At 73.5% G+C, this 13,836-nt stretch carries 11 protein-coding genes; 5 read left to right on the top strand and 6 right to left on the bottom strand.

Translation table 11 applies throughout. The features are described 5' to 3' along the window. The first annotated feature begins 13 nt into the window (after nt 1-13). From CP982_RS38420 to CP982_RS38400, 5 genes are all read left to right on the top strand, one after another. The gene (locus tag CP982_RS38420) at nt 14-901 is read left to right on the top strand and encodes a LysR family transcriptional regulator (protein WP_150515939.1); all 888 of its coding nucleotides are present in this window, start codon (nt 14-16) and stop codon (nt 899-901) included. 203 nt (nt 902-1,104) lie between these two features. Continuing rightward, a complete protein-coding gene (locus CP982_RS38415) occupies nt 1,105-1,761 on the top strand; it encodes a hemerythrin domain-containing protein (protein WP_150514716.1) in 657 nt (218 codons plus the stop codon). A 178-nt stretch (nt 1,762-1,939) separates the two neighbouring features. Continuing rightward, nucleotides 1,940-3,250: an SgcJ/EcaC family oxidoreductase gene (locus CP982_RS38410; protein ID WP_150514715.1), complete on the top strand. Its 1,311-nt coding sequence runs from the start codon at nt 1,940-1,942 to the stop codon at nt 3,248-3,250. A 78-nt stretch (nt 3,251-3,328) separates the two neighbouring features. Further along, complete coding sequence (locus CP982_RS38405; protein WP_150514714.1) at nt 3,329-3,796, top strand: MarR family winged helix-turn-helix transcriptional regulator; 468 nt, start codon at nt 3,329-3,331, stop codon at nt 3,794-3,796. Nucleotides 3,797-4,413: 617 nt separating this feature from the next. Next, nucleotides 4,414-5,022 carry a DJ-1/PfpI family protein gene (locus CP982_RS38400; RefSeq protein ID WP_150514713.1) on the top strand — a complete coding sequence of 203 codons (609 nt, stop codon included), beginning with the start codon at nt 4,414-4,416 and terminating at the stop codon, nt 5,020-5,022. 43 nt (nt 5,023-5,065) lie between these two features. Here the strand turns inward: CP982_RS38400 and CP982_RS38395 are convergent, their stop codons facing one another. The 6 genes from CP982_RS38395 to CP982_RS38370 all read right to left on the bottom strand — a co-directional run bounded on the left by CP982_RS38395 (nt 5,066) and on the right by CP982_RS38370 (nt 13,806). Beyond that, nucleotides 5,066-5,884, bottom strand: coding sequence for an alpha/beta fold hydrolase (locus CP982_RS38395; protein WP_150514712.1), 819 nt, complete (start codon nt 5,882-5,884; stop codon nt 5,066-5,068). 25 nt (nt 5,885-5,909) lie between these two features. Further along, nucleotides 5,910-7,121, bottom strand: a complete 1,212-nt coding sequence (locus tag CP982_RS38390; protein WP_229879203.1) for an ABC transporter substrate-binding protein — start codon at nt 7,119-7,121, stop codon at nt 5,910-5,912. A gap of 68 nt (nt 7,122-7,189) precedes the next feature. Next, nucleotides 7,190-8,128 carry a hypothetical protein gene (locus tag CP982_RS38385; protein WP_150514711.1) on the bottom strand — a complete coding sequence of 313 codons (939 nt, stop codon included), beginning with the start codon at nt 8,126-8,128 and terminating at the stop codon, nt 7,190-7,192. After that, nucleotides 8,125-9,621 (bottom strand): VWA domain-containing protein, encoded by a 1,497-nt coding sequence (locus CP982_RS38380; RefSeq protein WP_170316586.1) that lies wholly within the window; start codon nt 9,619-9,621, stop codon nt 8,125-8,127. The genes CP982_RS38385 and CP982_RS38380 overlap by 4 nt, the downstream gene beginning before the upstream one ends. A gap of 34 nt (nt 9,622-9,655) precedes the next feature. After that, nucleotides 9,656-12,082: a serine/threonine-protein kinase gene (locus CP982_RS38375; RefSeq protein ID WP_170316585.1), complete on the bottom strand. Its 2,427-nt coding sequence runs from the start codon at nt 12,080-12,082 to the stop codon at nt 9,656-9,658. Then, the gene (locus CP982_RS38370) at nt 12,079-13,806 is read right to left on the bottom strand and encodes a trypsin-like serine peptidase (protein WP_150514710.1); all 1,728 of its coding nucleotides are present in this window, start codon (nt 13,804-13,806) and stop codon (nt 12,079-12,081) included. Before CP982_RS38370 ends, CP982_RS38375 begins: the two co-directional genes overlap by 4 nt. Between the last annotated feature and the right edge of the window lie 30 nt (nt 13,807-13,836).

The raw sequence follows: 13,836 nt of genomic DNA, 5'->3' as shown, positions 1-13,836 counted from the left end.
CACGGGGGGCGTGATGGAGCTGCGGGACATCGAGATCTTTCTGGTGGTGGCCGAGGAGTTGCACTTCGGCCGGAGTGCCGAGCGGCTGCTGGTCTCCCAGGCACGGGTCAGCCAGGCGATCAGGAAGCAGGAGCGGCGCATCGGCGCCGCGCTGTTCGAGCGCACCAGCCGCACCGTGCGCCTGACCAGCGTCGGGCGCCAGCTCCGCGACGACCTGCAGCCGGTCTATGCGGGCCTGCACGCGTCCCTGGAACGCGCCCGGATGACCGCAAGCGGTGTCACCGGCAGGCTCCGCGTCGGCATGATGCCGTTCAACCTCGTCGACATGCACCACTACTGGAGGACGTTCCGCTCGCGGCATCCGCAGTGGGAACTGGAGATCCGCCAGCTGGCGTACGTCGATCCGTTCGGCCGGCTCCGTGACGACGCCATGGACGTGCTCGTCACCTGGCTGCCCGTGCAGGAGCCCGACCTCACCGTCGGCCCGGTCCTGTGCACGGACTCCCGGGTCCTCGCGGTGGCCGCCGGCCACCCACTCGCCGAGCGGACGTCGGCGCACCTGGAGATGTTCGCCGACTTCCAGCACGCCGTCGCCCCCAACATGCCGGACTACTGGGAGGACAGTTACCTGCCCTTCCATACCGCCCAGGGGCGGCCGATCGAGCGTGGAAGCCTGGTGACCAACGCCGAAGAGCTGATCAATCAGGTCGGCATGGGCGAGATCATCCACGGCTTTCCCAGCCATGTCACCCGGCACTGGGGCATGCCGAACATCCGCTGGCTGCCCGTCACCGACCTCGCGGCCTTGTCCTTCGCCCTGGTCTGGCGGACCGAGGCGGAGAACGAGCTGATCAGCGCCCTCGCCGACACGGTCCGCGAGGCCGGCACCCTACGGTTCTGAACTCCGATAACCGTCGAGTTATCGATCAACGCACGAAGCTTGCGTTGATCCGGCTGCTGCTCCCGCGGGAGGCTTGAGGCACACGGGCAGGCCGCTCCTGGGGACTCGCTCCCCCGGCCGTCACCGCCCGGCCCCTTCTTCCCCCTGGTGCCCCGCGCCGTCGGGCGCGGCTTCGCGCTGCCCTGTTCCTGGAGGGACCAGTCATGAGAGACAGGCTCGACATGACCGTGACGTACGCGATGCACGACGCCCTGCGAAGGGAGTTGCGCTTACTCGCCCGGGCCACCACCCGCGCCGGTCCCGATCCTCGCAACGTCCTGCGCACCGCGGGCTGGCAGCTGTTCCGGACGGCTCTGCACGCCCACCACTCCGCCGAGGACGACGCGCTGTGGCCCTCCCTTCGACAGGCTCTGCACGGTCACCCCTTGTCCCTGACGCGGCTGGAGGCGATCGAGGCCGAGCACGCCGTGCTCGCCCGCCTGCTCCAGATGATCGACCAGGCCCTTGCCGACCCGGATGTCGGTCTCGACCTGTGCGGTGAACTCACGGACTCGCTGGTCACCGGTCTGCGCGGGCATCTCCGCCATGAGGAGGAGGCCGTCTTCCCGCTGGTCCAGAGCGTCTTGAGAGAGGAGCAGTGGGAGCACTTCGGACGCGTCCACGCCCGGCGCGTCGAGGCCGACGCGGCTCAGATCCTGCCCTGGATCCTGGACGGCGCCGCCGAGGGGACCGTCGCCGCCGTTCTGGCGCAGCTCCTGCCGGAGTCCGCGCACCGCGCGTACGCGGACCGCTGGCGGCCTGCCTATGCGGCGCTCGACCTGTGGGACACCTGGGCGGATCTGACCGTCACGCGGTTCTGAGCCGTGCCCCCGCCGCGGACGGCGGCGGGTCCGTGCCCGTGGACCGCGTTCCACGACCACATGCCCCACCCCTCGCGCGTCCACGCACGACTCCCCCGTGGGTCCGCGCGCGGACGCGCAGCAAGTCAGCACACCACCTGACGAGATGTCACATCTCGTTCCTCACGACGGGAATGTCATGAAGGTTCTGCTCACCGGTGCCACCGGCTACATCGGCTCCGCCGTCACCGAGCACCTCGCCGCCGCGGGCCACCAGGTCGTCGCGCTCACCCGGAGCGCCGAGCCGCAGCCGGGCCGGGGCTGGCACGGCCAGGTCGTCGGCGACACCGCGGACCCGGCCTCGCTGGCCGACGCGGTGACCCCCGAGATCGAAGCCGTGATCCACCTGGCTCCCCCGAGCGGCGACGCGGACGTCGACACCGCCGTCGTCGCGGCGCTCGCCACTCCGCTGCGCGGTACCGGCCGCCCCTTCGTCTACACCAGCGGCGTCTGGGTGCTCGGCGCCACCGGCGATGCCCAGGAGGTCGGCGAGGAGGCCCCGACCGACCCGATCGGCATCGTCGGCTACCGCCCGCGGATCGAGCAGCGGGTGCTGGCCGAGGCCGCCGAGGGCGTGCGCGCGGTCGTGGTCCGGCCCGCCATCGTGTACGGCCGCGGCGGCGGCATCCCCGCCATCCTGGTCGACCGGGCCCGCCGGCAGGGAGTGCCCGAGTACTACGGCGAGGAGGGCGTGCGCTGGCCGACCGTCCACGTGGACGACCTGGCCGAGCTGTTCGTGGCCGCCGCCGAGCGGGCCGAGGCAGGCACCGTCTGGCACGGCGTCGGCGACTCGGCCGTCGCGGTCCGTGACCTCGCCCGCGCCGCCGGGCGCGCGGCCGGAGTGCTCGCCGCCCCGCACGCGGTGCCGGTCGAGCAGGCCGCCGAGGTCTTCGGCCGGCTCTTCGCGGACGCGCTCGCCCTCGACCAGAGCGTCAGCGGCGCCGCCGCCCGTACCGCCCTCGGCTGGCAGCCGGTCCGGCCGGGCGCGGTGGCCGAGCTGACGTCGGGCTCGTACCGGCCGGTCGAGGTGTTCGGGGCCCCCGAGGGCCCGGAGACCGACGCCGAGGTGGCCGCGATCCGCCGCCTGGTCGCCGAGGTCGAGCACGCCCAGCAGAACGAGCTGGCCGACCGCTTCCTGAGCCTCTTCCGCCGCGAGGACCCCGTGTGGACCACCGGCCACGGCAAGCGGCTCTCGGGCTACGAGGAGATCGCGGCCTTCACCCAGAAGGTGCTGCCCGGCGCGACGGCCGAGTCCACCGCCGTCTACGACGTCGAGCGCGTGCTGTTCCTGCGGCCCGACGTCGCCGCGGTGAACGTCCGCCAGCAGCCGGTACGCCCCGACGGCACCCGCATCGCCGACCGGCCCGAGGGCCGCCCCTTCTACATCCTGGCCAAGGAGGACGGCGCCTGGCGCATCGGCGCCGCCCAGAACACCCTCGCGGCCGACTGACCCCACGAACGGCTCGCGGCAGCCGCTTTCGAACCCGAAGTACCCGAAGCGCCCGAAGTACTCGAAGGGAAACGACTCATGACGACCCAGCAGCCGACCGACGCCCAACTCGCCGGACAGCCCGCCGCCTACTGGACCGGCGTGGCCTACGAGGCGCTGATCACGTACACCCGGAACCGGCAGGCCGAAAAGGGCTACACCCAGCCGCAGTTCTGGCTGCTGCGCAACCTCTCGGTCAACGACATCTCACCCGACGGCCAGGGCATGACCGTGCCCGAACTGCGGGAGGCCATGAGCCTCTACATCCGGCCCGAGGACGACCTGGCGGCCGACTCCGCGGTGCTCGTCAAGCGCGGCTGGCTGAGACGGGACGACGACGACCGGCTGTGGCTCACCGAAGAGGGGGAACAGGCCCGCGTCGACCTGTCACGCAACGCCCCGGCGATCCGCGCCGCCCTCCATGAAGGCATCGCCGACGCGGACTACGTCACCACGCTGAAGGTCCTCAGGCAGCTGATCCTCAACGCGGGCGGGACGCTGCCCTAACGGTCCGACGGGCCCCGCGGAGGTACGCGCCGAACGGTCCGGGCAGGAAACGGTCACCGCCACACCCGCATACGGAGGCGCGGGCGGGCGCGTCCTGCGGCAATGCCCCGCCGAACGGAACGAATACGGGCACGATCAACACCCGTACGGACACACGTGTCACCGATGCGGGCTGGTAGAAACCAAGTGGCACGGACACGGGGGCGGACAAGAACTGTCCGGTTCGGGGGAACGATGTCCGCGGCGCAGCCAGGCACCTGTGCCTGGCTGCGCCGTTGAGGGGGAAGACGACATGGCCGTCCAAGGGCGCCACGACGAGACCGACCGCGCTGGACGCGACTGAGCAGTAGTCCGCGAGCGCGCGTCAACCGACCATCCTCCACAGGCCGGGCAGCCCGTGACGACGACCCCGTCCGGGCCCCCGGCCCGCCGCCGTCGAGCCGAAGCCGTCCCCCGCGGCCGGCTCGACGGCGGCGCGCGGCCAGGTGTGCCCGGACCGCGTCAGTCGGGCCCCGGGCGGGCGGGCATGCCACTGGCTGTCGATTGGCCCGTGCTTCGTGGTGGTGCGGCGGTGAGGGTGGGAGGGCTCATCGACGCCCAGCTGGAGGGGATCCGCGATGCAGGTGGCCGTGGTCACGTTCGACGGGTTCAACGAACTCGACAGTTTCATCGCTTCCGCGCTCGTGAACCGGTGCCGCAAGGACGGCTTGGAGGCCTTCATCACGACCCCGACGCCGCGCGTCACGTCGATGAACGGCGTCGAGGTGACCGGGCAGCGCCCGCTGGAGTTCGTCGCCGATGCCGACGTCGTGCTCATCGGCAGCGGGGTGAAGACGCGCGATGTGGTCGCCGACGACCGGCTGGTCTCCCGGCTGCCGCTGGATCCCGGGCGCCAGCTGATCGGATCGCAGTGCTCCGGCGCTCTGGTGCTCGCCCGGCTCGGGCTCCTGTCGGGCATGCCGGCCTGTGCCGACAGGACGTCCAGGCCCTTCGTCGAAGCCTGCGGCGTCACGGTGCTGGACGCTCCGTTCCACGCCGAGGGGAACATCGCCACGGCGGGCGGCTGTCTGGCCTCCCAGTACCTCGCGACCTGGGTGATCACCCGCACGCTCGGGCAGGACGCCGCGCGTGCCGTCCTCGACTACGTGGCTCCGGTCGGCGAGAACCAGGAGACCGTCGAACGCGCCCTGCGCGCGGTGCACATGAGCGAGGGCGCGCTGCGCTGACGCGTGTGTCCCGGCGAGCGGCGCTCGGAGCCACCCGTCCGCTTCAGGGCAGTGGAGTGCGGCCGCCGGCCTCGCCCCAGAAGGCATCGACCCGTGCGTTGAACGCTCCCGGGGACTCTTGGAACGGTTGGTGCGCCTCGCCCGGCAGGACTTCGAAGCGGGCGCCGGGGACGGCGTCGGCCACGATCCGCCCCAGCCGCGGGGGCGTGGCGATGTCCCGTTCACCGGCCAGGACGAGGGTCGGCTTCGTGATGCCGGGCAGTCGATCGAGCGTGTCGTGCCGCATGAACGCCTCCAGTTGACGCTGGAAGGCCTCGGCGGACTGCGGGTGGGCGAAGGCGAGCGTTTCGTCGACGATCCGCCGCACCGTGCCGTCGGCGTGGGCGCGCGGCGAGTAGATCCACAGGAAGAACGCCTCCAGCAAGGCGCGCTCGTCGGGCGCCTCCGTCACCAGCCAGTGCCAGAAGCGGGTCATGGAGGTGACGTAGGCGTCAGGCCGCGCCCAGGTACTGACCAGGACGAGGCTGTGCACGGCCGCTGGGTGACGTAGCGTCAGCTCCTGTGCGATCGCGCTGCCGCCCGAGAAGCCGACGACGTGCGCCGTGTCGACGTGGAGCGCCCGCAGCAGTTCCGCGGCGTCGTCAGCCATCGTGGCCACGGACAGGGGCCCCTCGGGCAGCGGGGTCCGCCCCACCCCTCGGTTGTCGAAGGCGATGACCCGGTAGCGGTCCGCCAGCCCGTCGAGCTGGGCGTGCCACGCCTCCGCGGGGTCGCCGAGCCCCGCGATCAGCAGGACGTCGGGCCCCCGGCCCCGGCTCTCGGTCCAGATCGTGGTCCCGTTGACTTCGACGTACTCACCCATGGAATGTCCTCCGCCCGGGGGCAGGTCAGCCACCGCCGCACACCGGCAGGTCCTGCACGGTGCGTACCGCCTCCAGTTCCGTCAGGCGGGCGTCCAGGTGTTCCGGGGCGACGAGGAAGCGCAGTACCGCCTGGTGGAAGGCGTCGCGGGTGGTGCGGGGCATGGCGTCGGAGGCGTCCCAGCAGCGGGGCCCTCCCGGTTTGCGCAGGAGCTCTCCGATCTCCCGCTTCGTGCTGCCCTGTCGACCGTCCGGCTCGGCCTTCTTGTTTGCGGTGTACTCCGGCAGTGCCGTGTCGGGGTCGGCCAGGTAGCGGATGAACTGTTCGGCCTCCGGCGAGGGGTCGAGCAGGGCCGCGAGGTCGCCGGAGACCTCATAGGCCCCGTCGTTCGGCCCGGCGTCGGGGACGATCTCGGCGGAGTGGACGTAAGCGCCTTCCGCCCGATCCCAGTGGTCGGCGCGGAAGGAGCCCTGGTGTTCCAGGCGGTCGGGGGCGCAGTCCGCGCCGAAGCCGGTGGTCAGGGCCTGCTCGACACGGCGGTTCCGGCCGGCGCCGACCAGTTCGCCGAAGGTGGTCCAGGCCTTGCGCACGGCGCCGTCGGTCCAGGGGAGTTCGCCGTTCGCCCAGTCCTCGTACACCCGGGGCCCGGCCTGCTGGAGCAGGATGTCCTCCACCCAGTCGGTGCCCGGCCAGCCGGAGGTCGCGCCGGACTCCATGCCCAGACACCACCGTCCGGGCGTGCCCGGCGACCGTACGTCGGGCCAGTCGTCCTTGTACCACACCATGCTCTTGAGCCCGGTCTTGACGGGGAGCCAGTAGGTGTGGGCGCCCCGGCCCGGGATGGTCACCTCCGGCGCCCAGATGCCGTCGTACTGTCGGCGGTCGAACAGTCCGTCCAGGGGCTCGAGCCTGCCGTCGGCCGCGTAGCTCAGCAGTTCGCCCGGCCCCGGCAGGACCGCCACGTCGGGCGGGTTCCCGGCCGCCACGTCGGCGGCGAGCACCTGGCTGAGCGCGGAACTGCCCTGGTAGACGACGTCGATCCGGTGCTCGTCCTCGAACGGCTCGATGACGTCCTCCTCGAACCGCTCGCGCTCCGCGCCGCTCCAGTTGGCGAGCAGGGTGACCGAGCCCGTCACGTCCCGTGCCCAGCGCACCCCGGTGACCACACCCGCGCCGAGCAGGACGAGGCAGACGGCGAGGACGGCGAGGGTACGGGGGCGGCGCAGCGCGGCACTCATCCCGCTCCTCGTCCCGGCCCTCATCCCGTTCCTCATCCCGTCCCTCGTCCCGGTCCTCGTTCTGGTCCTCATCGTGGTGCCCTGAACCGGTACTCGGCGATCCGCGGCCACAGCCCCCACACCGTCAGCGCCATCACCACGGCCCCTCCCAACAGCACCCAGGTGGACAGCGACGCCCAGAGCCCGGCGTGCGTCAGCGCGTCCTGCACCTGCTCCGCGACCCTGGGGATGTCGTCCGGGTCGTCCTTCGGTACGCGGATCCCGGCGACGGAGTCGGTCATGGCGCCGTGCGCCTCGACCGTGACCCACGCAAGGAGCGGTACGCCGACCGCGCACACGGCGGTCGCGGCGAGGAGCCGCACCTGAACCGGCCGCCGGAAGCGACGCCGTACGTAGCGCTGGGTCTCGAGGAGCGCGGCGCACAGCGCGACGTACAGCACGGCGACCGTGCTCCAGCCGAGCCACAGCGGCCACGGGAAGGCCGCCTGCTGGCCGGCCTCGTCGAGCTGTCGGCCGCGCAGGGCGTCGAGGCGGCTCATGATGTCTCCGTCGGCACCGGGTTCGGCCTGGAGGCCGAGCACCTGCTCGGCGTAGAACAGATAGGCGGCGCGCAGCGGGGAGCCGTCCGGCTCCTGGCCCCAGCGCTCCACCCAGCCGGAGTAGACGGCGATCAGACCGGTGATGGTCTGCAGGTCGTGGCGGCCCTCCAGTCCGGTGACGTTCTCCGAGGCGGCGAGCGCGAGGCTCTGGTGGGCGACCGAGGTCTGGGTGTGGAACTCGCTGCTCATGTCGCCCTCCGGCCCGCCGTCACGGACCACCTCGTGGGCCTTGCGCATCGCGCTCTGCGCGGTGTCGACGGCCAGTATCCCGGGGGTGCTCGACGACGACAGCGGCACGCTGTCGTCGTGCACGCCCCGGTAGGCGAGGAACAGCACGAAGGTGGTGGCGGCCCCGAGTGCCAGGAGCAGCCTGAGCCTTCGGGTCAGGTCCCGGCCGGTGGTGCTCACGGCCGGGACCCGAAGTGGTGACCGCAGGAGGGGCAGAACCGGGCCGCCGCCGGTGCCTTGTGGGCGCAGACCGGGCAGGGCACGGTGGCTCCGCCCGGCCCCCCTGCGGCCGTGCCCGCGGGCGCGCTGACGCCGCCGGTACCGGACGCGGGGCCGTAGCTGCTGTGGCTGCTGGCGGTGATCAGATGCTCGAAGTCGACGGCCGTGACGTCGGGGCGCAGGGTGACCCGCCCGGCGCTCGCGTCGTCGATCCGCACCAGCTGGGCGAGGCGGGCCAGGTGCTCGTCGGCGCCCATCGCCCGGGCCAGCTGCGCCGCCCGGCCCAACTGGTGCTCGGCGAGGTCGCGTTCGCCGCGGCGGTGGGCGTCGGTCGCGGCGGCGACGGCCTCGCCGAGCCGCTGGTGCTGCTCGAAGTGCTCGACCCGGGCGTCGGTGTGCCGGGACAGGGCCGGGTTGTCGGTCCAGTGCACCAGGCAGGGCTGCGGCGCCGGGAGCCCTATCTCCTGGGCGCCGGGTAGGTCGACGGCGACCACGGCGAGTTGAAGGTCCTCGCGGCGCGGGTGGCCGGCCGGGTCGGCGGACAGGCACAGCTGGTAGCGGCGGGTCTCGTCGCCCCAGGCGCGGGTGACGAACCGTTCGGTCCTGTCGACCCGTTCGGCACCGGTGGCCCGTGCGGCCCCGTCCTCGGGGGTCAGCTCCGCCTCGGTCGGGAAGACCTGCTTGAGGTAGCGCACCTCGGCCCCGGGCATCGGGGTCACCGAGATCGCCAGCTCGGGGACGGTCTTGGTGAGGAGGCGGTTCACCAGCTTCTCGTACTCCGCGGGAAGGGCCCCCTCCTCCCGCACCGAGGAGGCGGAGCCGTGCAGCCGGCGGGTGATGCCGAGCAGCTCGCGCGCGTCCCAGCCGTCGCCGATCCCCCACGCGTCGCAGACGAACCGGCCCGCGCACTCCTCCAGGACGCCCGCCAGCGGCATCTGCTCGTCGTGCTCGTTCTTTCCGTCGGTGAGCAGCAGGACGTGCCCGATGGGGGCGCCCTGCTCGGTCAGCAGCCGACGGGCGAGGTCCAGCCAGGCGCCGATGCAGGTGCCGCCGCCCGCGACGAGGCCGTACACCGCCCGCTCCGCCCGCTCCCGGGTCTCGTACGAGGCGCACGCCATGCTCGGGGTTCCGGGGTACGCCATGGTCCCGCCCTCGTTGCCCCGCACCACCGCGAACGGCGTGCCGTCGGGCAGTTCACGGATCGCGGCGACGGCCGCCTCCTGAGCCGCGTGCAGCTTCTCCGGCGGCCAGGTCATCGAGCCGGAGCAGTCCAGGGCCAGCACCTGCGCGAGCACCGGGCCACCGCCCTCGGTGCCGTCCACACGCACGCTGAGGACGGCGTGCATCTGGGGGTCGCTCGCCTCGCCGGAGAGGTACTTCCACTGGCTGACCTCAAGGCCGACGGTGACCTGCCCGGCCGTTCCGCCCGCCTTCGGCGCTCCTGTCTCCACCATGTCCGCGCACCTCCTCGACCTCGTCCTCGGTCGCTCACGCCGTACGTCTCAGGCCCCGCAGCAGATCGCGGACGACGGTCGGCTCGGGGAGCACCGCGTACGCCCGGTCCAGCAGGTCGCCGCGCTCGCCGGCGCTGCCCGCCTGGTCCGCGAGCCGCTTCAGCGACCGGGACAACAGCCCGGCAAGGGCCTCCTCGGTGTCCGCAGGGCCGAAGAGGTCACCGGTGGGGAAGCCGCTCCCCCAGCCGTCGGGCGGACGGCAGCCGAGCGCGTGCTCCCTCAGTTCGGTGGCCAGGCGGTCCCAGGAGCCGCTGCCGTCCAGGTGCAGCCCCGCAAGGCGTTCGGCCGCCGCGCGCAACTCGGCGGCGCCGGGCGCGGATCCGTCGGGCAGCCGTCCGGCAAGGACCCGGACCGCGGCGACGCGCGCGGCGTCGTAGTGCCGCGATGTGGTCGGCACCTCGTCCAGGACGGCGACGGCCCGGTGCCGGTCGCCGCGGCGCAGCTGGACGCGGGCCAGTCCGAAGGCGGCGCTGCCCTGGGTGCGGTCCCGGCACCGAACGGCCTCGTAGTACTCCTCGGCCTGCCGCTCGCGGACCTCGGCGCGCCCGGACCGCTGCTTCTCGGCGCGCCGGGTCCGGGCCGGGGCCGCCCCGGACCCGGGTGCCGTGATCTCCTGCCCGGCCGGGTCCCGCAGCCGCTCGGCCAGGTACTCGGCGCAGTAGCCGAGGGCCAGCTTCGGCGCGACCTCGCCCGGCAGGGCGGCGTAGGCGGCCATGAACTGGCCCTCCGCCGACTCCACTTGGCCCCGGGTCAGCTGGACGAGCCCTTGGTGCCAGCGGACGCGCCAGTCGTAGTCGCCGCCGCGCTCCTCGGCCGTCCGCACCCACGCCGCGGCCGATGCGGCGTCCCCCGCCTCCAGATAGGCGCGGCACAGCCACAGCGCGGCCTCCGCGGTGCGCAGCGCCGGGTCGCTCTCCGCCCGCTCGGCGATGCGGTCGGGGGTGTCGGCGGCGAGCCCGCCGAGCAGTACGGCGGCGGCGTCGCCGGCGTCGGGCAGGGGTACGGGCAGGGCTCGGGCGGTCTCCCGGGGGCCGGGGGCGCCGACGGGCAGCTCGGGGGCAAGCGGGGCGGTGACGGGGCGGTGGGTGAAGTGCTCAAGGGCGGGAACCGTGCCGAGGGCGGCGCCGAAGAGCGCGGCGGTCGGCTCGAACCGGGTGGACCGCTCCGGATAGGGCTCGTGCCCGCTCAGCGCCTGGTGCTCGCGCAGCACCTCCCACAGCTGGCGGGACATCTCGGCGGCCGAGCGGAAGCGGGCGGCGGGTTCGGGGTGGGTGGCGCGGCGGATCAGCGCGTCGAAGGAGCGGGCGGCGAGCCCGGCGGGTGGTCCTGCCCGCTCGGCGAGGACCTTCAGGGTGCGGCCGACGGAGTACAGGTCGCTGTCGACGTCGAGGCCGTGTTCCTCGCGCTCCTTCTTCGGCGGGGCGTAGCCGAGGGTGTACACGAGACCGGAGGAGCGGTCGTCGATCCGGCGGATGGCGCCGAGGTCGATGACCTTGATCTCGCGGCCGTAGTGGATGACGTTCTCGGGCTTCATGTCGCAGTAGAGCAGGCCCTGGTCGTGCAGGTACTCCAGGGCGCCGAGGATCTTGCAGCCGTACGTGATGACGTGCCCGAACTCGAAGCCGCCGGGCCCGAAAAGGCGGGCCAGGTCCTCTTCCGGGGCGAACCGGACCCAGGCGAGGGGGCGGCCGCCGACGTACTCCATCACGATGTAGCCGGTCGGCTCGGTGTCGCCGGGCGCCTGGTGCTGTACGTACGTCACGATGCGGACGATGTCCCGGTGGTGCAGCGTGGTGAGCGAGCGGCGTTCCTCGACGGCGGCCCGCCGGGCCACGGCGTCCCCGGTGTTGATCAGGCCTTTGAGGACGACGTGCAGGCCGGGCACGCGGGTGTCCTCGGCGAGATAGACCCAGCCGTGACCGCCGACCGCGAGATAGCCGAGCACCTCGTAGTGCCCGGCGATCCGGTCGCCGGTGCGCAGTTTCGGGCGGAAGGAGTACTCCGTACCGCACTCGGGGCAGAAGCCGTGGTCCGGTGCCGGGCCGCCGTCGTAGGAGACCCCGATCGTGCTCGGGCAGTTGTCGACCCCGCAGCGCCGCCCCCCGGTGGGCGGCCGGGCCGCGGTGTCGGCGGCCTCCGAGGGCTCCGGGGAAGGCAGATACGGCAGCACGAGGAGACCGTCGCGGTCCAGTTCACCGGCGGCCGGTCCGGAGGAACGCCACGCGCCCTCGGCGGCCTCGCCCGTGCCGGTCGGTGTCCCGGTCGCTGATCCGTCCGGCACCGGCGCGTCCGGCACCGGCGGGTCGGGGGCGACGGCCCGCCGGAAGCAGGTGTCGCAGAACCCGGTCACCATGATGCGGCCGCCCTGGCAGTCGGCTCTGGCGCAGGCGGCCCCGCTCATGCCGGGCCCCCGTTCGGGCCGGGGCGGCTGCGGCTGGGGTGGGTGTCGACATGGTGGGTGTCGACATGGTGGGTGTAGGCGTCGACCGCCGTCTCGGCCGCGTGCACGTCGCAGGGGCGGGTCTGGAGCAGGTCGTGTGCCCGGAGATAGAGGGCGTCCACCGCCGGGTCCTCCTCGCCTTGGGTGGAGTGCTGGTGCAGGACGTGGTAGCTGCGCAGGCGGCCGCCGAGTTCGTCGCGGCGGTCGCTCAGGCGGTCGAGCCGGGCGATGGAGCGGGTGAGGCGGGCGGCGACGCGTTCCGCCATCCGCTCGTAGCGGGCCAGGTCCGGGCCGCGGTCGGGGTCGGGGTCGCCGCTCTCCGCCCGGAGCAGATCGGCCAGGGCGGCGTGGGCGGCCACCAGATCCGAGTCGACGGGCCGGACGCCGTGCGGCACCACGGCCGCCCGGCGTTCGCTCAGGGCCCCGGCGAGCGGCCCGGTGATCTCTCCCAGCCGGGCGACGAGCCGTTCCCGGTGCTCGCGTGCGGGCCGCACGAGGAGTTCGCCGCGGGCACGGTGACAGCAGCCGCCCGCGGTGCGGAAGACGAGGAGCAGCCTGCTGCCCCCGGCACGCAGCACCTCGAGGAGGTCGAGCAGGGCGGGCGGGTCGAGCGCCTCGTCGACGCCGACGACGACCAGGTTGAGGGTGACCCCCGCGGCCCGGATCCGGTCGGGGGCCGAGTCCCCGTGCTCCGGCCACAGGCCCATGCGTTCGGCGATCCGCTCGGCGATCTCCGTGGAGGTGAGCCCGCCCGCGTGTACGGCGAGATCGTGGCCGCCGGCCGAGGGGACGGTGCCCGGCGGGTCGAGCGAGGCCCGGCCGACGGAGGCCGCGGTGCGCAACTCCCGGTCGGCGAGGGTGATGGCGCGGCGCAGCGTGGCGCCGCGGGCGGCGTCGCCGTGCCGGACGACGCTGATCTTCACCTGGCGGCCGTCGTCCCGGAGCCAGGCGGCGAGACGCTGGGCGAACGGCTCGTCGAGCAGTTCCCCGGCGGCGTCGTCCTCGGTGGAGCGCAGTCGGTCGTCGACGGCGGTGGGTCCCTCGATGAACGGCTCGACCTGGGGCAGGTGCCGGACGACGGTCTCGGCGGGGCTCATGAAGGAGAACCGGTTGCCGTGCTGGTCCTTCTGCCCGGTGAGCACCAGGCCGATGACCTCGCTGGTGGCGCTGTCGGCGACGCCCGCGCCGCTGCAGCCAGGGCTGGCCAGTTCGCCGGGGCTGGTGGGGCTGAGCTGCACCTGCCCGTCGCGTCCGCAGCCGCCGACGACGGTGGCGCGGAACCAGATGCCGCCGTTGTGGTCGTAGGGGAAGCCGTACATCCGCACCGCGCGGCCCGGCGTGGACAGCCGGTGCAGCCGGACGGCCTCCTCGGCGGGCCGGGGCCGCTCCAGGCGGAGCAGCGCGACATCCCCGCTGGGGTCGCCGTCCGCGTCCTGTGTCTCCGGTACGTAGGCGTCCCCGTCCACCCAGGCGGCGATCGCGGGCACGCTGTGACCGGCGGCGCCCACGAACTCCGCGGTGACCCGGGCCGCCGCCCGGTCCACCACATGGGCGCAGGTGAGGACCTGGTCGGGGCTCAGCAGAATGCCGGCCCCCGCGATCTCCCCGTCAGCGCCCCGGATCCGCACGGCCCAGCTCGGCGTCTCCGTCGGCGAGGCGGCTTGGACTCCCCCGCCAGCAGCCATACTCCGCAACTATACGGGCGCCCACCCCTG

This window comes from Streptomyces spectabilis (genome assembly GCF_008704795.1).
In the GTDB taxonomy this organism is placed as follows: Bacteria; Actinomycetota; Actinomycetes; order Streptomycetales; family Streptomycetaceae; genus Streptomyces; species Streptomyces spectabilis.
Note: the sequence above shows the minus strand (reverse complement) of the source record. Positions and strands in the feature narration are given on the sequence as shown.